Source organism: Pseudomonas guariconensis, assembly GCF_040822035.1.
GTDB classification, from domain to species: Bacteria; Pseudomonadota; Gammaproteobacteria; order Pseudomonadales; family Pseudomonadaceae; genus Aquipseudomonas; species Aquipseudomonas guariconensis.
Map to the genome: position 1 here is coordinate 203,096 of NZ_CP162012.1, position 21,632 is coordinate 224,727.

General features: G+C 62.8%; 22 protein-coding genes and 1 other RNA gene. 16 read left to right on the top strand and 7 right to left on the bottom strand.

Annotated elements, in window-relative coordinates; translation table 11 throughout:
- The first annotated feature begins 195 nt into the window (after positions 1–195).
- Positions 196–420, top strand: a complete 225-nt coding sequence (locus tag AB1N67_RS00935) for a hypothetical protein (RefSeq protein WP_043212130.1) — start codon at positions 196–198, stop codon at positions 418–420.
- Complete coding sequence (gene ppk1 / locus AB1N67_RS00940; protein WP_043212132.1) at positions 417–2,642, top strand: polyphosphate kinase 1; 2,226 nt, start codon at positions 417–419, stop codon at positions 2,640–2,642. The genes AB1N67_RS00935 and ppk1 overlap by 4 nt, the downstream gene beginning before the upstream one ends.
- On the opposite strand, the gene ppx is transcribed toward ppk1, so the two are convergent.
- Positions 2,629–4,131: an exopolyphosphatase gene (gene ppx / locus AB1N67_RS00945; RefSeq protein ID WP_043212175.1), complete on the bottom strand. Its 1,503-nt coding sequence runs from the start codon at positions 4,129–4,131 to the stop codon at positions 2,629–2,631. The genes ppk1 and ppx overlap by 14 nt on opposite strands.
- A gap of 247 nt (positions 4,132–4,378) precedes the next feature.
- Between ppx and trxA the strand changes: the two genes are divergently transcribed.
- The 5 genes from trxA to AB1N67_RS00970 all read left to right on the top strand — a co-directional run bounded on the left by trxA (position 4,379) and on the right by AB1N67_RS00970 (position 9,861).
- Entirely contained in the window at positions 4,379–4,705 is a 327-nt protein-coding gene (gene trxA / locus AB1N67_RS00950) for a thioredoxin TrxA (protein ID WP_012274768.1), read from the top strand.
- Positions 4,706–5,032: 327 nt separating this feature from the next.
- Positions 5,033–6,292 (top strand): transcription termination factor Rho, encoded by a 1,260-nt coding sequence (gene rho, locus AB1N67_RS00955; RefSeq protein ID WP_043212134.1) that lies wholly within the window; start codon positions 5,033–5,035, stop codon positions 6,290–6,292.
- Between the two features lie 205 nt (positions 6,293–6,497).
- Positions 6,498–7,964 carry a 4-hydroxy-3-polyprenylbenzoate decarboxylase gene (ubiD, locus tag AB1N67_RS00960; protein WP_070093669.1) on the top strand — a complete coding sequence of 489 codons (1,467 nt, stop codon included), beginning with the start codon at positions 6,498–6,500 and terminating at the stop codon, positions 7,962–7,964.
- Positions 7,964–8,932 carry a CDP-6-deoxy-delta-3,4-glucoseen reductase gene (locus AB1N67_RS00965; RefSeq protein ID WP_043212136.1) on the top strand — a complete coding sequence of 323 codons (969 nt, stop codon included), beginning with the start codon at positions 7,964–7,966 and terminating at the stop codon, positions 8,930–8,932. The genes ubiD and AB1N67_RS00965 overlap by 1 nt, the downstream gene beginning before the upstream one ends.
- A gap of 278 nt (positions 8,933–9,210) precedes the next feature.
- Positions 9,211–9,861 carry a gamma-glutamylcyclotransferase gene (locus AB1N67_RS00970; RefSeq protein ID WP_043212177.1) on the top strand — a complete coding sequence of 217 codons (651 nt, stop codon included), beginning with the start codon at positions 9,211–9,213 and terminating at the stop codon, positions 9,859–9,861.
- A 75-nt stretch (positions 9,862–9,936) separates the two neighbouring features.
- Here the strand turns inward: AB1N67_RS00970 and AB1N67_RS00975 are convergent, their stop codons facing one another.
- Positions 9,937–10,914: an NADPH:quinone oxidoreductase family protein gene (locus tag AB1N67_RS00975; protein WP_090343480.1), complete on the bottom strand. Its 978-nt coding sequence runs from the start codon at positions 10,912–10,914 to the stop codon at positions 9,937–9,939.
- A 157-nt stretch (positions 10,915–11,071) separates the two neighbouring features.
- Here AB1N67_RS00975 and AB1N67_RS00980 point away from each other — a divergent pair, with 157 nt between their 5' ends.
- Positions 11,072–11,476, top strand: coding sequence for a flagellar basal body-associated protein FliL (locus AB1N67_RS00980; RefSeq protein WP_043212140.1), 405 nt, complete (start codon positions 11,072–11,074; stop codon positions 11,474–11,476).
- A 73-nt stretch (positions 11,477–11,549) separates the two neighbouring features.
- On the opposite strand, the gene AB1N67_RS00985 is transcribed toward AB1N67_RS00980, so the two are convergent.
- Positions 11,550–12,002: an EVE domain-containing protein gene (locus AB1N67_RS00985; protein WP_102081396.1), complete on the bottom strand. Its 453-nt coding sequence runs from the start codon at positions 12,000–12,002 to the stop codon at positions 11,550–11,552.
- 177 nt (positions 12,003–12,179) lie between these two features.
- On the opposite strand from AB1N67_RS00985, the gene AB1N67_RS00990 reads away from it, so the two are divergent.
- Positions 12,180–12,329 (top strand): hypothetical protein, encoded by a 150-nt coding sequence (locus AB1N67_RS00990; protein WP_167358061.1) that lies wholly within the window; start codon positions 12,180–12,182, stop codon positions 12,327–12,329.
- 18 nt (positions 12,330–12,347) lie between these two features.
- Here AB1N67_RS00990 and AB1N67_RS00995 read toward each other — a convergent pair whose 3' ends face one another.
- From AB1N67_RS00995 to AB1N67_RS01010, 4 genes are all read right to left on the bottom strand, one after another.
- Positions 12,348–12,956, bottom strand: coding sequence for a 5-formyltetrahydrofolate cyclo-ligase (locus AB1N67_RS00995; RefSeq protein WP_102081397.1), 609 nt, complete (start codon positions 12,954–12,956; stop codon positions 12,348–12,350).
- An 81-nt stretch (positions 12,957–13,037) separates the two neighbouring features.
- A non-coding RNA gene (ssrS, locus tag AB1N67_RS01000) (6S RNA) lies at positions 13,038–13,217 on the bottom strand.
- Positions 13,218–13,234: 17 nt separating this feature from the next.
- Complete coding sequence (locus AB1N67_RS01005) at positions 13,235–13,552, bottom strand: cell division protein ZapA (RefSeq protein WP_043212146.1); 318 nt, start codon at positions 13,550–13,552, stop codon at positions 13,235–13,237.
- Positions 13,549–13,731 (bottom strand): TIGR02449 family protein, encoded by a 183-nt coding sequence (locus tag AB1N67_RS01010; RefSeq protein ID WP_102081456.1) that lies wholly within the window; start codon positions 13,729–13,731, stop codon positions 13,549–13,551. The genes AB1N67_RS01005 and AB1N67_RS01010 overlap by 4 nt, the downstream gene beginning before the upstream one ends.
- A 180-nt stretch (positions 13,732–13,911) precedes the next feature.
- On the opposite strand from AB1N67_RS01010, the gene AB1N67_RS01015 reads away from it, so the two are divergent.
- The 7 genes from AB1N67_RS01015 (at position 13,912) to AB1N67_RS01045 (ending at position 21,592) form a co-directional block, all read left to right on the top strand.
- Complete coding sequence (locus AB1N67_RS01015; protein ID WP_043212150.1) at positions 13,912–14,466, top strand: YecA family protein; 555 nt, start codon at positions 13,912–13,914, stop codon at positions 14,464–14,466.
- 19 nt (positions 14,467–14,485) lie between these two features.
- On the top strand, positions 14,486–15,820 hold the full coding sequence (gene pepP / locus AB1N67_RS01020) for a Xaa-Pro aminopeptidase (protein ID WP_043212152.1): 1,335 nt from the start codon (positions 14,486–14,488) through the stop codon (positions 15,818–15,820).
- Positions 15,817–17,016, top strand: coding sequence for a 2-octaprenyl-6-methoxyphenyl hydroxylase (gene ubiH / locus AB1N67_RS01025; RefSeq protein ID WP_090343476.1), 1,200 nt, complete (start codon positions 15,817–15,819; stop codon positions 17,014–17,016). The genes pepP and ubiH overlap by 4 nt, the downstream gene beginning before the upstream one ends.
- Positions 17,013–17,495, top strand: a complete 483-nt coding sequence (locus AB1N67_RS01030) for a DUF4442 domain-containing protein (protein ID WP_317848079.1) — start codon at positions 17,013–17,015, stop codon at positions 17,493–17,495. Before ubiH ends, AB1N67_RS01030 begins: the two co-directional genes overlap by 4 nt.
- Before the next feature lie 9 nt (positions 17,496–17,504).
- A complete protein-coding gene (locus AB1N67_RS01035) occupies positions 17,505–18,722 on the top strand; it encodes a 2-octaprenyl-3-methyl-6-methoxy-1,4-benzoquinol hydroxylase (RefSeq protein ID WP_167358063.1) in 1,218 nt (405 codons plus the stop codon).
- Positions 18,723–18,817: 95 nt separating this feature from the next.
- Complete coding sequence (locus AB1N67_RS01040; RefSeq protein WP_102081398.1) at positions 18,818–19,819, top strand: extracellular solute-binding protein; 1,002 nt, start codon at positions 18,818–18,820, stop codon at positions 19,817–19,819.
- A gap of 150 nt (positions 19,820–19,969) precedes the next feature.
- A complete protein-coding gene (locus tag AB1N67_RS01045; RefSeq protein ID WP_070571786.1) occupies positions 19,970–21,592 on the top strand; it encodes an iron ABC transporter permease in 1,623 nt (540 codons plus the stop codon).
- Positions 21,593–21,632: the final 40 nt, after the last annotated feature.

Consider the following 21,632-nt stretch of genomic DNA (forward strand, 5'->3'; position numbering starts at 1 on the left):
AGCGAAATGAACGCGCAGCCTACCCCTTCGCGCGCGTTCGGGAAAGTGTCCAAATGTGTCTCGACGTGAACAATTCCTACAGGAAAGGTCGCTTTGGCCTCTGGTCAAAGGGTTGCCCAATACTGTCATCCCAGCGTCATAATGGCGGCTTATAACTGTCGCGCCAGCCCGCGTGCGCGGGCCCAGGAGTCTGCCGTGAGCGTTGCCCCGTTCATCCTCCTTCCTCTTGCCACCAGGCTGCGCAGCGACCGTCGGGATGCGTTTTCCACCAGGATCCTCTCCCTCGATGTACCGCTGGAAGCTGCGCAGGACTGGTGCCGCTTCAAACGGGCAGGCGCCGATGGCATCCTGACCTCTTTTCGCTGCCCGCGCCGCTCAATTGTCGAGAGGGCAGTCACGCCCTCCAGGAACGTCAGATGAACAATGAAGTGCTAACACCTGTCGCGATCAAGGATGCCCAGGCGGTTCCCGAAGAAATGGTGCAGACCCCGCCGGATCTGCCACCAGCAGCCGAGCCTGCGGCCGAAGCTGTCGCGCCTGCGCCCGCGCCTGCCATCGCCATTCCGAGCCTGGACGACAGCAGCCTGTACATTCATCGCGAGCTTTCGCAGCTGCAGTTCAACATTCGGGTGCTCGAGCAAGCGCTGGACGAATCCTACCCGCTGCTCGAGCGCCTGAAATTCCTGTTGATCTTCTCCAGCAACCTGGACGAGTTCTTCGAGATCCGCGTGGCGGGCCTGAAGAAGCAGATCACCTTCGCCCGCGAGCAAGCCGGTGCCGACGGCCTGCAGCCGCACCAGGCGCTGGCGCGCATCAGCGAGCTGGTCCATGGCGAGGTCGAACGCCAGTACGCGATCCTCAACGACGTGCTGCTGCCGGAGCTGGAGAAACACCAGATCCGCTTCATTCGCCGCCGGCACTGGACGACCAAGCTCAAGACCTGGGTACGTCGTTACTTCCGCGACGAAATCGCGCCGATCATCACCCCGATCGGCCTGGACCCGACCCACCCCTTCCCGCTGCTGGTCAACAAAAGCCTGAACTTCATCGTCGAGCTCGAAGGTGTCGATGCCTTCGGCCGCGATTCGGGTCTGGCCATCATCCCGGCACCGCGCCTGTTGCCGCGGGTGATTCGTGTGCCGGAAGACGTCGGTGGCGCCGGGGACAACTTCGTGTTCCTGTCCTCGATGATCCACGCCCACGCCGATGACCTGTTCCAAGGCATGAAGGTCAAGGGCTGCTACCAGTTCCGCCTGACCCGTAACGCTGACCTTGCGCTGGATTCCGAGGATGTCGAAGACCTGGCGCGGGCTCTGCGTGGCGAACTCTTCTCGCGCCGCTACGGGGACGCTGTGCGCCTGGAAGTGGCCGACAATTGCCCTAAACACCTGTCGGACTACCTGCTCAAGCAGTTCAGCCTGAGCGAGAGCGAGCTGTACCAGGTCAATGGCCCGGTCAACCTGACCCGGCTGTTCAGCATCACCGGCCTGGACAGCCACCCTGAGCTGCAATACACCCCATTCACCCCGGCGATTCCGAAGATCCTGCAAAACGCCGACAACATCTTCAGCGTGATCGGCAAGCAGGACGTGCTGCTGATGCACCCGTTCGAGTCCTTCACCCCGGTGGTCGACCTGCTGCGCCAGGCCGCCAAGGATCCGCACGTGCTCGCCGTGCGCCAGACCCTGTACCGCAGCGGCGCCAACTCCGAGATCGTCGACGCCCTGGTGGATGCGGCGCGCAACGGCAAGGAGGTCACGGCGGTGATCGAGCTGCGTGCGCGCTTCGACGAAGAGTCCAACCTACAGATGGCCAGCCGTCTGCAGGCTGCGGGTGCGGTGGTGATCTATGGCGTGGTCGGCTTCAAGACCCACGCCAAGATGATGTTGATCCTGCGTCGTGAACAGGGCGAGATCGTGCGCTATGCCCACTTGGGCACGGGCAACTACCACGCCGGTAATGCGCGCCTCTACACCGACTACAGCCTGCTCACGTCCGACGATGCGCTGACCGAGGACGTCGGCAAGCTGTTCAGTCAGCTGATCGGCATGGGCAAGACCCTGCGTATGAAGAAGCTGCTGCACGCGCCGTTCACCCTGAAAAAGGGCATGCTGGACATGATTGCCCGGGAAACCCAGTTCGCACTGGAAGGCAAGCCTGCGCACATCATCGCCAAGTTCAACTCGCTGACCGATGCCAAGGTCATCAAAGCCTTGTACAAGGCCAGTCAGTCGGGCGTGCGCATCGATCTGGTGGTCCGCGGTATGTGCTGCCTGCGCCCAGGGATTCCGGGGGTTTCACACAATATCCAGGTGCGCTCGATCATCGGTCGCTTCCTGGAGCACACGCGGGTGTTCTACTTCCTCAATGGCGGCGAGGAGCAGATGTTCCTGTCCAGCGCCGATTGGATGGAGCGCAACCTCGACAAGCGCGTCGAGACCTGCTTCCCGGTGGAAGGTAAAAAGCTGGTGCTGCGGGTCAAGAAGGAGCTCGAGGGTTACCTCACCGACAACACCCACGCATGGATCCTGCAGCCGGACGGCCGCTACGTGCGCAGCACGCCGACCGGCAACCAGAACCCGCGCAATGCCCAGGCCGCCCTGCTCGAGCGCCTGAGCAATCCGGTTCTCAACGTACGCTGAGGATGAAGTTGACCCGGGCCAGCCACTGCGCCTCGTTGGCGAAGTCGGCCTGGGTCAGCTGGTTTTCTTCCAGCCAGCCCTGCGGGAATACCACTTCCAGGTTGTCCTCGCCTGCCTTGAGCTCCACCTTCGGCATCTGCTGTGTACCGCGGATGTGGTGGAACAGGATGGCGAAGCGCAGCAGCACGCACAGACGGATCAACTGCACGCCTTCATCGCCGAACTCCGCGAACTTGTCCTTGGGAATGTTACGGCGGTGGCCACGAACCAGCAGGGCCAGCATCTGCTGGTCCTCGCGGGAGAAACCAGCCAGATCGGAGTGTTCGATCAGATAGGCGCCATGCTTGTGGTAGTGGTAGTGGGCGATATCCAACCCGACCTCGTGCACTTTCGCCGCCCAGCTCAGCAGGTCCCGCCAGTTGCCTTCTTCCAGGCCCCAGGCCTTGGCCACTTGGTCGAACGCATGCAGCGCCTTGCGTTCGACACGTGCCGCTTGGCCTTGGTCGACGTGGTAGCGCTCCATCAGCGAATTCAGGGTGCGCTCACGAACGTCCTCGTGATGGTGACGGCCTAGCAGGTCGTACAGTACGCCTTCGCGCAGGGCGCCGTCACAATGGTCCATGCGTTGCAGTTCGAGGGCGTCGAAGATCGCCTCGAGAATCGCCAGGCCTGCCGGGAAGATCGCGCGACGATCCGGCTTGACGCCTTCGAAATCGATTTTGTCGACCTCGCCGAGCTTGAACAATTTGCGCTTGAGCGCCGCCAGGCCTTCGGCGTTGACCTCGCCACTGCCCATGCCGTTGGCCTTGATCGCCGCGCCAATGGCACGGATGGTGCCAGACGAGCCGATGGCTTCGTCCCAAGTCAGGCGATGCAGGGCGTTCTCGATGCTCATCAACTCCAGGCGTGCGGCGGTATAAGCCTGGGCGTAGCGTGCGGGGGTGATCTTGCCGTCGCGGAAATATCGTTGGGTGAAGCTGACGCAGCCCATCTGCAGGCTCTCGCGCAGCAGCGGCTCGAAGCGCTGGCCGATGATGAACTCGGTGCTGCCGCCGCCGATGTCGGCGACCAGGCGCTTGCCCGGGGTATCGGCCAGCGTGTGGGAGACGCCCAGGTAGATCAGGCGCGCTTCCTCGCGGCCGGAGATGACCTCGACCGGATGGCCGAGGATGGCTTCGGCGCGCAGGATGAATTCGTTGCGGTTGCGTGCTTCGCGCAGGGCGTTGGTGCCGACGATGCGCACGGCGCCCTGGGGCATGCCGTTGATCAGTTGCGAGAAGCGCTTGAGGCATTCGAGGCCCCGCTGCATGGCTTCTTCGCTCAACTGACGCTCTTCACTGATGCCGGCGGCCAGCTGCACTTTTTCCCCGAGCCGCTCGAGAATGCGGATTTCACTGTGGTGGGCCTTGGCCACGACCATGTGGAAACTGTTGGAGCCAAGGTCGATGGCGGCGATCAGAGACAGGTTCTTCGCGGTGGTATGCGGCATGATCTCGATGTTCTCGGTCGATAACCCGCCAATCCTGCCATGATCCATGGCTTGCGCCAACGCATGACAATTGTCGGGATTGATGCAGGGCAATGTGCCACTCGATGCTATGACAGTGATGTGACAGTTTCGATTCGTGGCGTCTTGCACAACTATAGTTACACTCAATCGTGCGCGACTTCCTGTAGGACGTAGGTGCAGCTATGATGGGCAACGTTTTTTATTGCTTACGACCTTGGAGATTTCCATGAGCGACAAAATCAAACACGTCACCGACGCCAGCTTCGAAGCCGACGTACTGCAGGCTCAAGGCCCGGTGCTGGTCGACTACTGGGCTGAATGGTGCGGCCCATGCAAGATGATCGCTCCGGTCCTGGACGACATCGCGGCTACCTACGAAGGCAAGCTGACCGTCGCCAAGCTGAATATCGACGAAAACCAGGAAACCCCTGCCAAGCATGGCGTGCGTGGTATCCCGACCCTGATGCTGTTCAAGAACGGCAACGTCGAAGCGACCAAGGTCGGCGCCCTGTCCAAGTCCCAGCTGGCCGCGTTCCTCGACGCCCACCTGTGATGTGAAAAGCCCCGCACATGCGGGGCTTTTTTCTGGGCCCAAGCGCTTGTGAGTGCAGGATTGCCCGCGAATTCGAGGGTGAAGCCACGGCTGCCTTCACAGGTAAACCGGTTCCCACGAGGCGCGATTTACCCAGTCAAAACCCCTAGACGTCGAAAAAAGCAAGTGTTACATTCGGCCTCGCACTGTTTCTCCAGTGCCCTCTGCACGCCGTCGCCGAAGCATCCCTAATTCGAATCAGTACGCGATCCTGTCGCCATCTAGCGGCGCGGCCTCATTAAGCCAACGCTTAATTCTCCCTTCTTACATGATTACGTCACTCCCCTTATGAACCTGACTGAACTCAAGCAAAAGCCGATTACCGATCTTTTGGAAATGGCCGAACAGATGGGCATCGAAAACATGGCCCGTTCGCGCAAACAGGACGTGATTTTCGCCCTGCTGAAGAAGCATGCGAAAAGCGGCGAAGAGATCTCGGGTGACGGCGTGCTGGAGATTCTCCAGGATGGTTTCGGTTTCCTGCGTTCGGCGGATGCCTCCTACCTGGCCGGCCCTGACGATATCTACGTCTCGCCCAGCCAGATCCGTCGCTTCAACCTGCGCACTGGTGACACCATCGTCGGCAAGATCCGTCCGCCGAAGGAAGGGGAGCGTTACTTCGCCCTGCTGAAAGTCGACACCATCAACTTCGACCGCCCGGAAAACGCGAAGAACAAGATCCTGTTCGAGAACCTGACGCCGCTGTTCCCGAACGAGCGCCTGAAGATGGAAGCCGGCAACGGCTCTACCGAAGACCTCACTGGCCGTGTCATCGACCTGTGCGCTCCGATCGGTAAAGGCCAGCGTGGCCTGATCGTCGCTCCGCCGAAAGCGGGCAAGACCATCATGCTGCAGAACATCGCGGCCAATATCACCCGCAACAACCCCGAGTGCCACCTGATCGTCCTGCTGATCGACGAGCGCCCGGAAGAAGTGACCGAGATGCAGCGCACCGTACGCGGCGAAGTGGTCGCCTCGACCTTCGACGAGCCGCCGACCCGTCACGTGCAGGTTGCCGAGATGGTCATCGAGAAGGCCAAGCGCCTGGTCGAGCACAAGAAGGACGTGGTCATCCTGCTCGACTCCATCACCCGTCTGGCCCGTGCCTACAACACCGTCATTCCGAGCTCCGGCAAGGTCCTGACCGGTGGTGTCGACGCCCACGCCCTGGAAAAGCCAAAGCGCTTCTTCGGTGCGGCGCGTAACATCGAGGAAGGTGGTTCGCTGACCATCATCGCCACCGCGCTGGTCGAAACCGGCTCGAAGATGGACGAAGTGATCTACGAAGAGTTCAAGGGCACCGGCAACATGGAACTGCCGCTGGACCGTCGCATTGCCGAGAAGCGCGTGTTCCCGGCCATCAACATCAACAAGTCCGGTACCCGTCGCGAAGAGCTGCTGACCGCCGACGACGAACTTCAGCGCATGTGGATCCTGCGCAAGCTGCTGCACCCGATGGATGAAGTTGCCGCCATCGAATTCTTGGTCGACAAGCTCAAGCAGACCAAGACCAACGACGAGTTCTTCCTGTCGATGAAGCGCAAGTAAGCGCTGTAGATCAGGATGTAATTGGGGCCGCCTCGTGCCCCTTCGCGGGTAAATCCGCTTCCACAGGTTTCGTGCGATTCTGGTGGAAGCAGGTTTACATGCGAAGGGCTGCGAAGCGGCCCCAAGTCATTTTTGCCCCCAACAAAGCCTTGAACGGCGCTACACTCTGCAACCCCGATCGATACGGCCAACACGAGGCTTCTGCATGCAGTATCGCGACTTGCGCGACTTCATCCGTGGCCTGGAACAGCGCGGTGAACTCAAGCGCATCCAGGTTCCGATCTCCCCCATCCTGGAAATGACCGAAGTCTGCGACCGCACCCTGCGCGCCAAGGGCCCGGCGCTGCTGTTCGAAAAGCCCACCGGCTTCGACATGCCTGTGCTGGGTAACCTGTTCGGTACGCCGGAGCGCGTGGCCATGGGCATGGGCGCCGAGTCGGTCGATGAGCTGCGTGAAATCGGTAAGCTGCTGGCCTTCCTCAAGGAGCCCGAGCCGCCGAAAGGGCTCAAGGACGCCTGGTCCAAGCTGCCGATCTTCAAGAAAGTCGTCTCCATGGCGCCGAAGGTCGTCAAGGACGCGGTGTGCCAAGAAGTCGTGGTCGAGGGCGAGGACGTCGACCTCACCCAGCTTCCGATCCAGCACTGCTGGCCGGGCGATGTGGCGCCACTGATCACTTGGGGCCTGACCGTCACCCGCGGCCCCAACAAGGATCGCCAGAATCTCGGTATCTACCGCCAGCAGCTGATCGGCCGCAACAAGGTCATCATGCGTTGGCTGAGCCACCGTGGCGGTGCGCTGGACTACCGTGAATGGTGCGAGAAGCACCCCGGGCAGCCATTCCCCGTGGCCGTTGCCTTGGGGGCGGATCCGGCGACCATCCTCGGTGCCGTGACCCCCGTGCCGGACACGCTCTCCGAATACGCCTTCGCAGGCCTGTTGCGCGGCAATCGCACCGAGCTGGTCAAATGCCGTGGCAGCGACCTGCAGGTGCCGGCCACTGCCGAGATCATTCTCGAAGGGGTGATCCACCCAGGTGAAATGGCCCCGGAAGGGCCGTATGGCGACCACACCGGTTACTACAACGAGGTGGACAGCTTCCCGGTCTTCACCGTCGAGCGCATCACCCACCGGCAAAAGCCGATCTACCACAGCACCTACACTGGCCGTCCGCCGGATGAGCCGGCGATCCTGGGCGTGGCGCTGAACGAAGTGTTCGTGCCGATCCTGCAGAAGCAGTTCCCGGAGATCGTCGATTTCTATCTGCCGCCGGAAGGTTGCTCGTACCGGATGGCGGTGGTGACCATGAAAAAGCAGTATCCAGGGCACGCCAAGCGCGTGATGCTGGGTGTGTGGTCGTTCCTGCGACAGTTCATGTACACCAAGTTCGTTATTGTCACCGACGATGACATCAACGCCCGTGACTGGAACGACGTGATCTGGGCCATCACCACGCGCATGGACCCCAAGCGTGATACGGTGATGATCGACAACACGCCGATCGACTACCTCGACTTCGCGTCGCCGGTATCGGGCCTGGGGTCGAAGATGGGCCTGGATGCCACGCACAAGTGGCCGGGCGAGACTACACGCGAATGGGGGCGTGCCATCGTCAAGGACGAGGCCGTCACCCGCCGTATCGATGAGCTGTGGGATCAGTTGGGAATAGATTGATGCAGGTAACGTTGCAGCCGTCCGGAGCGGTACTGGCCGTCGAGCCCGGAGAACGGATTCTGGATGCGGCCCGGCGTCTGGGTTATGACTGCCCCAACAGCTGCCGCAACGGCAATTGCCACGTTTGCGCCGCGCTGCTGGTAGAAGGGCGGGTGCGCCAAGAAGGTGAAGTTCGCGATCATGGCGAGCTGTTCACCTGCATCGCCGAGCCGCTGGAGGACTGCGTGGTGCTCTGGGATGGTGTGCTGGCCCTGGGTGAGTTGCCGGTGCGCAAGCTGGCCTGCACCTTGAGTGAGTGCGTCGAGGTTGGTGGCGACGTCTGGCGCGTGCGCCTGCGCGCCCCCGCCGGCAAGGCGCCGCGCTATCACGCCGGACAATACCTGATGATCGAACGTGAGGGAGCCGACAAGGCGGCCTTCTCCCTGGCATCGGCCCCCCATGGCGGTCGTGACCTGGAGCTGCATGTGCTGGCGCGTGAAAACAGCGCCCGGCAACTGATTAGCCAGTTGCAGCGCGACGGCGTGGCACGCATCGAGCTGCCGTTTGGCGACGCGCACCTGGCCGAATTGCCGGACGGGCCGCTGGTATTGATCGCCGCCGGTACCGGCATGGGCCAGATGCACAGTCTGATCGAGCATTGCCGCGCCCAAGGCTTCAAGCATCCGGTTCACCTGTATTGGGGCGTGCGTCGACCCGAGGACTTCTACCAGATCGAGCATTGGTCCGAATGGGAGCAGTTGCCGAATCTTTTCCTGCACAAGGTGGTGAGTGATCTGTGCGGTTGGGAAGGACGCTGTGGGCTGTTGCATGAAGCGGTCTGCGAAGATATCGCTGACTTGAATCAGGTGCATGTCTATGCCAGCGGTTCGCCCACCATGGTCTACGCGACTCTGGATGCGTTGGTCGAGGCCGGTATGGATGCGCATCGCATGCGCGCCGATGTTTTCGCCTACGCACCGCGGGCCTGAAACAGCACACGGCACACCGCAAAGGTGTGCCGTTTTTAATAACCGAAGTGTGCCATTCGTATTATAAGGCGCTCATTGTTGCCGCCGCGGTTAATAACTTTCACTATACTCGGAACAATACCTGTCTGTTATCCGCAAAGGCAGATGAATACTGGGCTCACGCAATACTTTTGACTTGAGTTCCGGACACTTTCTGCCGTACGGTAATTCCAGCGAGGCGTCACGGCTTTTACAGTGACAGCCTTCGGTAGTTTACGGGGAATAATGGCGGCAGCATGATGTCGACACTTGAAAGTTCGTCGTGGCAGGTGACTTATCCTCCTTCGCTGGATTTCGGTCAGCAGTTGACCGAAGAGCAGTTGCATCACTCCATGAAACTGACCATGTCGCGTCACGAAGGTGGACCGGTGTGGTTGTTCGCCTATGGTTCGCTGATCTGGCGGCCGGAATGCAATTCGGTCGAGCGCCAGCGGGCGCGCGTGCATGGGTACCACAGGGGCCTGTATCTATGGTCCCACGAGCATCGTGGCACGCCCGATTGCCCGGGGCTCGTGTTCGGCCTGGACCGTGGTGGCTCGTGCAGCGGTTTTGCCTATCGCCTGGACGAGAACAACCTGGATGACTCGCTGATGGCCCTGTGGCAACGCGAGATGCCGTACCCGGCGTACCGGCCGCACTGGCTCAACTGCCGGTTGAGCGACGGCAGCAAGGTGCAGGCCCTGGGTTTTGTGCTGGAGCGGCATCTGCCGTGCTATGCCGGCAATCTGCCGGACGCGTTGCTCAGTCAGATTCTGGCCAGTGCCAAAGGGCGCTATGGCAGTACCCGGGACTATGTCGAACAGACGCTCAACGCCTTGCGCAGCCACCAGATGCCCGATCGCAATTTGGAAGCGCGGTTTCGCAGGTGCCATAACCTGCGCGAGGTGTAAGAAACGCCCGTTCCCCATCAAGTGCTTGCGACTCTCGGGGGGCTTGCCGTCCGTGGGCAGGCCTCGCCCAGCCCCCTATTTGGTCAGCACCACCAACTTGCCCACAGCCTTGCGCTGCGCCAATCGCTCGATGGCTGCACCGGCTTCTGCCAGCGCATAGGTCTGCGACACCAGCGGTTTGAGCTTGCCCTCGGCATGCCAGACGAACAACTGGCGGAAGTTGGCTGCGTTGTCCTCGGGCTGGCGCTGGGCGAAAGCGCCCCAGAACACGCCCAGCACTGCGGCGCCCTTGAGCAATGCCAGGTTCACGGGTAACTGGGGGATGGTCCCGCTGGCAAAGCCCACCACCAGTAGTCGACCGTTCCAGGCCAGACCGCGTACGGCCTGCTCGAACAGTTCGCCACCCACCGGGTCGTAGACCACATCGACGCCCTGGCCCCCGGTCAGGCGCTTGATTTCATCCTTCAGGCTGGCCTGGCTGTAGTCGATCAGCTCATCGGCTCCGGCAGCCTTGGCGACGGCGAGCTTCTCGGCGCTGCTGGCTGCGGCGATCACCCGGGCGCCCATGGCTTTGCCGATCTCCACGGCGGCCAAGCCCACGCCGCCGGATGCACCGAGCACCAATAGGGTTTCGCCGGCCTTGAGCTGGCCGCGCTGGCGCAGAGCATGCATCGAGGTGCCATAAGTCATGCCGAACGCTGCAGCGGTGGCGAAGTCCATCGACGCGGGAATCGGCAGCACGTTATAGAAGGGCACGGCGACCTGCTCGGCGAAGCTGCCCCAGCCGGTCAGTGCCATGACCCGGTCGCCGACCGCGAAGGCGCCGGCCTTATCCCCGACCGCCGCTACCACGCCGGCCGCTTCACCCCCAGGGGAGAACGGCAGCGGTGGCTGGAACTGGTACTTGCCCTCGATGATCAAGGTATCGGGAAAGTTGACGCCGGCGGCATGAACCTCCAGCAGAAGCTCGTTCTTCTTCGGTACCGGGCTTGCCACCTCCTCCAGCACCAGGTTTTGCGCAGGGCCGAGGGTTTTGCACAACACTGCTTTCATCGGGGCTATTCCTTTGCGTGCGTTGGCCGATAAGTGTAGGAGGGGCACAGGACGGGTCAACGAGCATGCCCCGCCCTGATGGGGCGGCATAAGCCCGGGCTTGGGTTTGAGCGATGTGCTGGGTAAGCTGGCGCCAACTGTATTGAGGAGCGAATTCGTGAAAGCGTGGATCTTGATGATGCTGGCCTTGTTGTTGCCAGCGGCGGCCCTGGCCGAGGAAGCCAAGGAAGGAGAGCCCAAGGTGGCCTACATCAGCCTAAGTCCACCTTTCGTCGGCAACTATGCCCTCGACGGCAGCCCCAAGCTGCGTGTGTACAAGGCCGACGTTGCCCTGCGCGTGACCGGTGATGCCGCGGCCACCGCGGTCAAGCACCATGAACCGCTGATTCGCAACCAGCTGGTGGCACTGTTCACCCAGCAGGGTGTGGACAACATGAGCAATGTCGAGGCCAAGGAAAAGCTGCGCCAGGAAGCGCTCAAGCAGGTTCAGCAGGTGATGGAAGCCGAGGAAGGCAAGCCGATCGTCGAGGACTTGTTGTTCAACAACCTGATCGTGCAATAAACGCGCTTTTCACCGGTGGACCCGTTCCCGCAAGGCTTACCGTCGGGCCTGCGGGGCCGGGTTTACCAGTGTGTCAGGTCGTCAGCGCCAAAATCGCTGCCCACTGTTCGGCCGTGACCGGCATTACCGACAAGCGGCTGCCTTTTTGCACCAACGGCAGTTCGTCGAGGGCGGCCTGCTGCTTGAGCAGCCCGAGGCCCAGCACCTGGCGAAAGGTCTTCACATGGGCAACGTCCACGGCGCTCCAGGGGTTCTTCTCGGCAGTGGCCTTGGCGTCGTAGTAATGGCTCTCGGGGTCCAGCGCGGTCGGGTCGGGATAGGCCGAGGCATTGATGCGCGCGATACCGGCAATGCCCGGCTGTGGGCAGCTGGAGTGGTAAAAGAAGAATTCGTCGCCCACGCTCATGGCGCGCAGGAAATTACGGGCCTGATAGTTGCGCACCCCGTCCCAGCGCGCCTGTCCGAGACCTGCCAGGGCTTCGATGGAGAGCTCGTCTGGCTCGGATTTCATCAGCCAATAGGCCATGGGTGAGGCTCCTGAAAAAGTTTGAAATAACCTGACGCATTTAACCGACAGTCGGTTGGCGTCAACGTTTGCGTGTCGACTCAGGTTGTCGGAAAATGCGCCGATTTTAAGCTTGACGCTCCGGCAGCACCAAGAAGGTTGCCGAGCCTGACTGTTTGCCTAGGGGGGCAATCATCAATGAACCAACGCAAACCGGACCTGCTCTGGATCCTGGTCTTTATCTTTGGCCTGGGTGTCGTCACCACCGGTTATGCGCAGAGTTTCCTTGAGCGCAAGGTGGACGCCGCCTACCAGATGCCGGTAGATCCAGCCCAGCCGCAGCGCTGATCTGTCCGCAGGCGCCGTTCAAGCCGGCGCCAGGTACCAGCCTCGGTCCGAGACCGTTCCCTTGAGCGGAACATCCCAACTGGCCTGAGCTAGCCGCTCCACTTTCTGGCACTCATGGGCCAGCCCCAGCAGCAGCGGTTTCTTCCACGTCTTGCGGCGCGCCTGGTAAGCCAGGCTGCGGTCATAGAAGCCGCCTCCCATGCCCAGGCGCCCCCCCACCTCGTCGAATCCCACCAATGGCAGCAGGATCAGGTCCAATGACCAGATCGGCCGTTGGCGCTTGCGTTCGACCACAGGTTCAGGAATGCGGAAGCGGTTGGGGCGCAGCTTTTCGCCGTGCTCGAAACGCTGGAAAACCATGCGCGTGCGCGGCCAGGCATGCAGTACCGGCAGGTAGACACGCTTGCCGCGTCGTTGGGCCTCGCGCAGCAACAGGCGCGGATCGATCTCGCCATCGTTGGGCAGATACAGGGCGATGTGCCGGGCGCGGCGGAACAACGGATGCTGGGCCAGCTGGCGGTACAGGCCGAGGGAGGCTTGGCGTTGTTGGGCGGGCGTCAGTGCGCGGCGGGCATTGCGAAGCAGACGGCGCAATTGGGGGCGGGTGAGCGGCGCGGTGTCGGTCATGGCACAGGCGTTCCCAGATGTGCCGGACGCCGTGGCGACCGGACGATTTGCCCGCCAGGGCAGGCGGGCAAGAAAGAATTCAGGCTCCCCGACAAGACCGCTATCGGTGTAGCCCTTGAACCCGAAAGTTCAAGGTGGAGATTGCAGGGGGCGTTAAGGCTTTCCGTCGGGCGGACATGCACACCGGCCCCAGCGTGCAACCCCCGTGGTTGTGCGTATCGGCTCAGGGACATAACCGACTGGCGCATCCCCCAGGGAGTGGCGCCAGTATACCAAGCTCAGCCGATTTTGGTATCCGCGTCGTCGGACAGCGCCTGGTCGACCCGCTCGAGCAGGTCGCGCACTTGCTCGCGTGTGGTGCCGCTGGCGGCAACATCCGGACGCTCCTGACGGTGCAGCAGTTCGTGGGTGATGTTCAGGGCTGCCATGACCGCGATGCGGTCCGCACCGATCACCTTGCCGCTGCTGCGGATCTCGCGCATCTTGCCATCCAGGTAGCGGGCGGCGCTGACCAGGTTGTTGCGCTCTTCCGGCGGGCAGATGATCGAGTATTCCTTGTCGAGGATCTGGACGGTGACGCTATTGCTTGAACTCATGAGTCTTGCTCCAGGGCCTTGAGGCGTAAAATCATCGACTCGACCTTTCGCCTTGCGATCTCGTTCTTTTCGATGAGGTGGGCGCGCTCCTCGCGCCAGGATTTTTCCTGCGCTAGTAGGAGTGCATTTTGCCGTTTTAGTTGCTCGACTCGCTCGATCAGCAACTCGAATCGGCTCATCAGCGCTTGCAAGTCGTTCTCTGGCGTGGGTTGCACTCGATTCGCTCCCTCGTTGACTGCCTGGCGATCATGCCTCTTCCGGGGGCGGTACAGCCAGTGCGGATGGTCTTGGCGCGCCTGCCGGTGCTAGGATACAAGGTCTTCATTCTAGTCATTGCGCCGCCTGGCGCCTAGCTGCCCATGCCCAATACCCAATCGCCCTACACTGCCTTCGCCACGCTGCTCTCCAGCAATGGCCATCCTGTCTCCCCCGCCGAACTGCACGGCCTGCTGATCGGTCGCAGCTGCGCCGGCGCAGGCTTCGATGCTGATTCCTGGCTGGCCGACGCCGCCGGTGCGCTGGAGAACGAGCCGGTGGATGCCGTGCGCGCCGCCTTGCTTGGTCTGCAGGAAATGGTCAAGGCCGAGCTCACTGGCGAAGACATTGCCATCGTCCTGCTGCTGCCGGGCGACGATGCGCCGCTGACCGAGCGTGCCACTGCCCTGGGCCAATGGTGCCAGGGCTTCATCACAGGCTTCGGGCTCAACGCCGGCGGCAAGGACCTCTCCGACGAAGCCAAGGAAGTCCTACAGGACTTGGTGGCCATTTCCCAGGTTCAGGACGCCCTCGAAGAGTCCGAGGACGGTGAGAGCGACTACATGGAAGTCATGGAGTACCTGCGCGTCGCCCCGTTGTTGCTGTACACCGAGCTGGCCAAACCCGCTGCGCCCGCGCCCAAGCCATCGCTGCACTGATACCCCGGGGGTCCTGCCCATGAGCCATATTCCGAAGGCCGAATATGCCCGTCGGCGCAAGGCGCTGATGGCGCAGATGGTCCCCAACAGCATCGCCATCCTGCCGGCGGCCGCGGTTGCCATCCGCAATCGCGACGTCGAGCACGTTTACCGGCAGGACAGCGACTTCCAGTACCTGAGTGGCTTCCCTGAGCCCGAGGCGGTCATCGCGCTGATTCCTGGCCGTGAGCATGGCGAGTACGTGCTGTTCTGCCGCGAGCGCAACCCTGAGCGTGAGCTGTGGGATGGCCTGCGTGCCGGCCAGGAAGGCGCGATCCGCGACTTTGGCGCCGACGACGCCTTCCCCATTACCGATATCGACGAGATCCTGCCCGGCCTGATAGAAGGCCGCGACCGGGTCTATACCGCCATGGGCAGCAATCCCGAGTTCGACCGCCGGTTGATGGAGTGGATCAACGTGATTCGCTCCAAGGCGCGGCTCGGCGCCCAGCCTCCGAACGAATTCGTTGCCCTGGATCACCTGCTGCACGACATGCGCCTGTATAAATCGGCGGCAGAGGTGAAGGTGATGCGCACCGCCGCGAAGATTTCCGCGCAAGCTCACGTGCGGGCCATGCAGGCGTGCCGGGCCGGGTTGCACGAATACAGCCTGGAAGCAGAACTGGATTACGTATTCCGCAAGGGCGGCGCGAAGATGCCGGCCTATGGTTCGATCGTTGCGGCCGGACGCAACGCCTGCATCCTGCACTACCAGCAGAACGACGCCCCACTCAAGGATGGCGACCTGGTGCTGATCGATGCCGGCTGTGAAATCGACTGCTACGCCAGCGACATCACCCGGACCTTCCCGGTCAGCGGGCGTTTTTCGCCGGAGCAGAAAGCCATCTACGAACTGGTGCTCAAGGCCCAGGCCGCCGCGTTCGCCGAGATCGCGCCGGGCAAGCACTGGAACCACGCCCATGAGGCGACCGTGCGGGTTATCACCGAGGGGCTGGTGGAGTTGGGGCTGCTCAAAGGTGACGTGCAAGCGCTGATCGACAGCGAGGCCCATCGTGCGTTCTACATGCATCGCGCCGGTCACTGGCTGGGCATGGATGTGCACGATGTGGGCGATTACAAGGTGGGCGGGCAGTGGCGCGTGCTCGAGCCGGGCATGGCGCTGACCGTCGAGCCCGGTATCTACATTGCCGCCGACAACCAGAACGTCGCGAAGAAATGGCGCGGCATCGGCGTAAGGATCGAGGACGATGTGGTGGTGACCAAGCAGGGCTGTGAAATTCTGACCTCCGACGTACCGCGCACGGTTGCCGAGATCGAAGCGTTGATGGCCGCCGCCCGCAAGGACGCGGCATGAACCGGGTCAACCTGGCGATCATCGGTGGCGGCCTGGTCGGGGCCAGCCTAGCCCTGGCCTTGCAGGCCGGCGCCAAGGCGCGCGGTTGGAAGATTCTACTGATCGAGCCGTTCGCCCCGGGTCACAGCTTCCAGCCCAGCTACGATGCCCGCTCCTCGGCGTTGTCCTACGGCACCCGGCAAATCTATGAGCACTTGGGCCTGTGGCAGCTGATCAGCCAACGCGCCGAGCCAATTAGCCAGATCCAGGTGTCCGACCGAGGTCGCTTCGGCGCCACCCGCTTGGATGCGATCGAGGAAGGCGTGCCGGCGCTGGGCTATGTGGTGGAGAACGCCTGGCTTGGCCAATGCCTGTGGCAGAGCCTTGATGCCGATGTGGTGAGCTGGCGTTGTCCGGCCGAGGTCAAGGCCATGCAGGCTGTCGCCGGCGGCTACCGCTTGCTGCTGGACGACGACACCAGCCTTGAGTGCGACCTCGCGGTACTCGCCGACGGTGGCCGCTCGGGCTTGCGCGAACAACTGGGCATCCATGTCCGGCGTACCCCCTATGAACAAAGCGCACTGATCGCCAACATCACCCCGGGCGAAGCCCATCGCGGGCAGGCCTTCGAACGTTTCACCGAGCAGGGCCCGATGGCCTTGCTGCCGCTGCCGGAAAACCGCTGTGCGCTCGTCTGGACCCGCCAAGGGATGGACGCCCAGCGCCTGGCTGAGATCGACGAACGCAGCTTCCTGCGTGAACTGCAAGATGTATTCGGCTACCGCCTGGGCGCCCTGCGTCAGGTAGGGGTGCGCCATCTGTATCCGCTCGCCTTGATCGAAGCCCAGGAGCAGGTGCGTCCACATCTGGTGGTGCTGGGCAACGCGGCCCACAGCCTGCACCCGATCGCAGGGCAGGGCTTCAACCTGTCGCTGCGTGACGTGCAGTCGCTGGCCGAAGCCCTGCTGGCCGGCCCGCAGCCGCTGGGCGACCTTGCCACGTTGCAGGCCTACCATCAGCGTCAGCAACTGGACCAGGCCATGACCATCGGTTTTTCCGACCAGGTCACCCGCTTGTTCGGCAGCAGCCAGCCTTTGCTGGCAGCCGGTCGCAACCTTGGGTTGCTCGGCCTGGACCTGCTGCCGCCGGCCAAGCGCTGGTTCGCCCGACAGGCCATGGGCCTGGGTACCCGTCCCGACCCGCGAGGCCGTGCATGAGCGATTCGCGCAGGCTCGCCCGAAAGGCCCGCATGTTGCGGTGGCTGCTCAACCTCTACCCACCCTATCTGGGCGCCGGTATCTGCGTGCAGCACATCAGTCCCGACATGCGCAGCATCAGGGTGCGCATGAAGCTGACCCGTTGGAACCGCAACTACGTCGGCACCCAGTTCGGTGGCAGCCTCTATTCGATGGTCGATCCTTTCTACATGTTGTTGTTGATCGAGCGACTCGGGCGTGAATACATCGTCTGGGACAAGGCCGCCACCATCGATTTCATCGCACCCGGCAAAGGCCCGGTATTCGCCGAATTCCATGTCGATGACGCGTTGCTGGAGGACATTCGCCAGCAGACCGCCAGCGGCAAGAAGTACCTGCCTCGTTTGCAGGTCGATATCCGCGACGGTGCCGGCGAACTGGTTGCGCGGGTCGATAAAACCCTTTATGTGCGGCTCAAGCCGCAAGCGAGGCAGGCGTAAGGCATGGAAATGCGCGCAGATCTGTTGATTGTCGGTGCCGGTATGGTCGGCAGCGCCCTGGCCTTGGCCTTGCGCCACAGCGGCCTGGAAATTCTCCTGCTCGACGGCAGCCCGCTGTCGGTCAAACCCTTCGATGCCCAAGGGCCATTCGAACCCCGCGTCAGCGCACTGTCGGCGGCCAGCCAGCGTATCCTCGAGCGCCTGGGCGCCTGGGAAGGCATCGCCGGGCGCCGGGTCTCGCCGTATACGGACATGCACGTCTGGGATGGCAGCGGTACGGGTCAGATCCACTTCTCGGCAGCCAGCGTGCACGCCCAGGTGCTTGGCCATATCGTCGAGAACCGCGTGGTGCAGGATAGCCTGCTGGAGCGTCTTCACGACAGTGACGTCGGCCTGCTGCCCAATGCTCGCCTGGAGCAGATGCGCCGCTCCGGCGACGAATGGCTGCTGACCCTGGCCGATGGGCGGACCCTGCGTGCGCCGCTGGTGGTGGCCGCCGATGGCGCCAACTCCGCGGTACGCAAGCTGACCGGTTGTGAAACCCGTGAGTGGGATTACCTGCACCACGCCATCGTCACCAGCGTGCGCTGCAGCGAGGCGCACCAGGCCACGGCCTGGCAACGCTTTACCGATGAAGGGCCGCTGGCTTTCCTGCCGTTGTCCCGTGATGACGGGCAGGCCTGGTGCTCGATCGTCTGGTCGACCACGCCGGAGCAGGCCGAGAAACTCATGGCCTTGGATGACGCCGCCTTCTGCGAGGCGCTCGGTCGTGCTTTCGAGGGGCACCTGGGTGAGGTGGTGAGTGCCGATCCACGGCTTTGCGTGCCGCTGCGCCAGCGCCATGCCAAGCGCTATGTGGACGAGGGGCTGGCGCTGATCGGCGACGCCGCGCACACCATCCATCCGCTGGCCGGACAGGGCGTCAACCTGGGCTTTCTGGATGCTGCCGTGTTGGCCGAGGAGCTGGAGCGCGCCTGCGAACGTGGCGAACGGCTCGCCGACGTGAAGGTGCTGAGCCGCTTCGAGCGGCGACGCATGCCGCACAACTTGGCGTTGATGGCAGCGATGGAAGGTTTCGAGCGGCTGTTCCAGGCTGATCCATTGCCGCTGCGCTGGCTACGCAACAGCGGGTTGAAGCTGGTGGAGCAGATGCCGGAGGCAAAGGCGTTGTTCGTGCGCCAGGCGCTGGGGCTTTCCGGGGATCTGCCGGCCTTGGCCAAGGCCTGAGGGCGTCCGGCAACATTCGGTAACGTCTGCGCAGGTGAGGTAGATAATGGGATTCACTACCATTTGCACCTCTCAACTCAGCGAGGAAGACCCCGATGTTGCCACGCAAGCCCCTATTGGCCGCTCTGGCCCTGACCCTGTTCGGCGGCACTGCCCAGGCGGCGGACGAAGTGGTGGTGTATTCCTCGCGCATCGACGAGCTGATCAAGCCAGTGTTCGACGCCTACACCGCCAAGACCGGCGTGAAGATCAAGTTCATCACCGACAAGGAAGCCCCATTGATGCAACGCATCAAGGCCGAGGGCGAGAACGGCGTGGCCGACCTGCTGCTCACCGTCGATGCCGGCAACCTCTGGCAGGCTGAACAAATGGGCATCCTGCAACCGATCAAATCGGACGTCATCGACCAGAACATCCCTTCCCAGTACCGCGCTTCCTCCCACGACTGGACAGGCCTGAGCCTGCGTGCGCGGACCATTGCCTACTCCACCGAGCGGGTAAAACCCCAAGAGCTGACCACCTACGAAGCCCTGGCCGACAAGCAATGGGAAGGCCGTCTGTGCCTGCGCACGGCCAAGAAGGTCTACAACCAGTCGCTGACTGCGACCCTGATCGAGAACCACGGCGAGGCCAAGACCCAGGAAATCATCAAGGGCTGGGTGAACAACCTGTCCACCGATGTGTTCTCCGACGACACCGCCGTGCTCCAGGCCATCGAGGCCGGTCAGTGCGACGTGGGCATCGTCAACACCTATTACTACGGTCGTCTGCACAATGAAAAGCCCAACCTGCCGGTCAAGCTGTTCTGGCCCAACCAGGGCGACCGTGGCGTGCATGTCAACTTGTCGGGCATCGGCCTGACCAAGCACGCGCCGCACCCGGAGGCGGCGAAGAAGCTGGTCGAGTGGATGACCGGCGTAGAGGCGCAGAAGCTGTTTGCCGACATCAACCAGGAATTCCCGGCCAACCCGAAGGTCCAGCCGTCCGAGGAAGTCGCGGCCTGGGGTAGTTTCAAGGCCGACAGCATTCCGGTGGAAGTGGCCGGCAAACGCCAGGCCGAGGCCATTCGCTTGATGGACCGGGCTGGCTGGAACTAAGACCCAGGCTTTATCCTTCAGGGCCTGCAAAGGCCCTTCGCGGGTAAACCCGCTCCCCAGGAACACCCGCTCCCTCGAGGGTGTTCCTGGGGAGCGGGTTTACCTGCGAACGACCGCGCAGCGGTCGCCATCAGCACAGAGACGTTCGCCTTGCCCCACACCCTCCAACGCCGTTGGTACTTCCCGGTCTTTCTCGTCGCTGCTTTGGTGCTCTTGCCCCTGAGCGTGCTGCTGCTGTCCTGGCAGTCGATCGACGTGCAGATCTGGTCGCACCTGCTCGACACCCAGATGAGCCGCTTGCTGGGCAACACGCTCACGCTGGTGCTGGGAGTGGGCGTCGGGGTGACGGTGCTGGGTGTGAGCCTGGCCTGGCTGACCAGCCTTTGCCAATTCCCCGGCAGGCGGTGGCTGGACTGGGCGCTGATGCTGCCCTTCGCCATCCCAGCCTACGTATTGGCATTCGTCTTCGTCGGCCTGCTCGATTTCGCCGGCCCCGTGCAGACTGCCCTGCGCGAGGTGTTCGGGCCCATGCGCCTGCCTCGGGTGCGCTCCACCGGTGGCGTGATCACCGTGCTGGTGCTGGTGTTCTACCCCTACGTCTATCTGCTGGCGCGTAGCGCCTTCCTGGCCCAAGGCAAAGGGTTGATGGAGGCGGCGCGGGTGCTTGGGCTGTCGCCGCTACAGGCGTTCTGGCGTGTGGCGCTGCCCATGGCCAGGCCCGCCATCGGTGCAGGCATCGCCTTGGCCCTGATGGAGACCCTGGCAGATTTCGGCGCCGTGGCGGTGTTCAACTTCGACACCTTCACCACGGCCATCTACAAGACCTGGTATGGCTTCTTCAGCCTTTCCAGCGCAGCGCAACTGGCCAGCCTGTTGCTGCTGGTGGTGATGCTGGTGCTGTACGGCGAGCGGCGGGCTCGTGGCAAAAGCCGCCATGGCAACGAGCGGCCCCGGGGGCAGGCGCTCTATCACCTGCGTGGCCTGAAAGCGCTGGCGGCTACCGGCTGGTGCCTGTTGGTATTCGCCTGTGCTTTCGTCATCCCACTGCTGCAATTGCTGGCGTGGTTCTGGCAGCGGGGGCGGCATGACCTTGACGAGCGGTACATTGGCTTGGTGCTGCATACCCTCTACTTGGGCGCCATGGCTGCCTTGATCACGGTCAGCGTGGCCCTGCTGTTGGCCTTTGCGCGGCGTCAGTCGCCAACCCGAGGCATCCGCGCCGGGGTGGGCGTGGCCAACCTGGGCTATGCCCTGCCGGGCTCGGTACTGGCCGTGTCGATCATGCTTGCCTTCAGCTACCTGGACAACCAATGGGTGGTTCCGTTGTCCCGATGGTTGGGCGGCGCCGGCAAACCGTTGTTGCTGGGCAGCCTCTGGGCTTTGCTGCTGGCCTACCTGGTGCGCTTCATGGCCGTGGCCTACGGTCCGCTGGAGAGCAGCCTGGAGCGTATACGGCCGTCGCTGCCGGAGGCTTCGCGCAGTCTGGGGGTCGGTGGCGTGGGGTTGTTTTTCAAGGTGTATCTGCCATTGCTGGTGCCGGGCGCCCTGAGTGCGGCGCTGCTGGTGTTCGTCGATGTGCTCAAGGAGATGCCGGCGACGCTGCTGATGCGACCGTTCGGCTGGGACACCCTCGCCGTCAGGGTGTTCGAGATGACCAGCGAAGGCGAATGGGCACGAGCCTCGCTGCCAGCGTTGACGCTGGTGCTGGTCGGCCTGCTGCCGGTCATCGGGTTGATCCGCCGTTCGGCTCGGCGTCCCGGGCATCGTCACTGAGGGTGCCAGGCTCCGCCCTTGCGGCTACAATGCGCGGCAT